Raw genomic sequence first — 1,233 nt, forward strand, 5'->3', positions numbered from 1 at the left:
GATTCCCAAGACCCAAATCTTTCTCTTGTGACACTTACCTACTAGCTTGGTTTTCGCTTACGGCATTGGTGGTCAAGATTCTACAACTTTATCACGAAATTTTGGGAATTCTTCATCCATCTCATAGATAATATTTACAAAAAACCTCAACAGTTCGGCTTCGCTCACTGTTTACCTTACAAGGCTTACACCTCGTATTAGTTGAGAACGATTTCGGTTTTTCCCGCCTTATATCCCACCACTGATTTGGAGTACCAAATTCAGTGGGGGACTTACGGCGAATAGTTAAAAGATTCGCTTATCATGGCAAAACTCATGGCAGATGAACAAATGATTCGAGTCAGTCACCAATAGCACTTGTTGAGCCCCAGATCCCTGAGTTCACCAGATCAATTTATCATTGATGGAAATAATAAATAAAAGAAGCAGGGGATCTTAATTATTATCGAAAATTTTCTAGTAAACTACTGTTAAGTAAACTTGGTAAATAAATAATACTGATATATAATCTACAATATCAAAGTCATGTATTTATAGGAGAGATAAACATCATGTTCAAAAATATGGCTATGGATGCGTTAGGTTTGAGTGATATCGGTGCTGTTATCAAACCAGAAGATTATCACAAAGTTGATAGTGATGATTATGTAATGCACGAAGAAGGAGAAAAAATCTATTTTTTAATTAAGTCAAAAACAGATGAATACTGTTTTACCAATTTAGCCTTAATTCATCTAGATGGAACTTCTGCGGTGAGTAAAAAACGTTTACTCAAACGATTTAGCTATAGTCACCACATTATTAAAGATGTGAAGTTAGAAACTGCTGGTACAATAGATATGGATATTGAAATAAAATTGAATATGGGTGAACATTCCTATTCTATTGATGTGGCAAAAGCTTATATTGCTCCTTTGAAAGATTTGTACAAAGCTTTAGTAAAAATTGCCTCTATTCAGCGAGAAAATGCTCTGTATATGCAATATGCCCAAACAAGTTTAACTACAGCATCGAATACAGTTAGTCGTTCCACAACTACCTCAACTTCAGAAGAACAATTTAAGGCAATTAACCAGTATGCTTTTAATTGGTTAAAGTCTGCCCATGAGACTTATGTGCGTAAAGATTTTGGTCAGATTTTCGAGAAATTTATTAACAATTAATTATTGGATAAAACATAGGAGTGAAAATTATCCTAGGGACAATTCATGAATTGTCCCTACAAGGGTTTAG

1 protein-coding gene is annotated in these 1,233 nt (G+C 34.4%); it reads left to right on the forward strand.

Annotation, left to right across the window (positions count from 1 at the left end; genetic code table 11):
- Positions 1–551 precede the first annotated feature (551 nt).
- Positions 552–1,163: a PH domain-containing protein gene (locus tag CUN59_RS16780; RefSeq protein WP_104388919.1), complete on the forward strand. Its 612-nt coding sequence runs from the start codon at positions 552–554 to the stop codon at positions 1,161–1,163.
- Positions 1,164–1,233 lie beyond the last annotated feature (70 nt).

It is taken from the genome of Cuspidothrix issatschenkoi CHARLIE-1 (assembly GCF_002934005.1).
GTDB classification, from domain to species: domain Bacteria; phylum Cyanobacteriota; class Cyanobacteriia; order Cyanobacteriales; family Nostocaceae; genus Cuspidothrix; species Cuspidothrix issatschenkoi.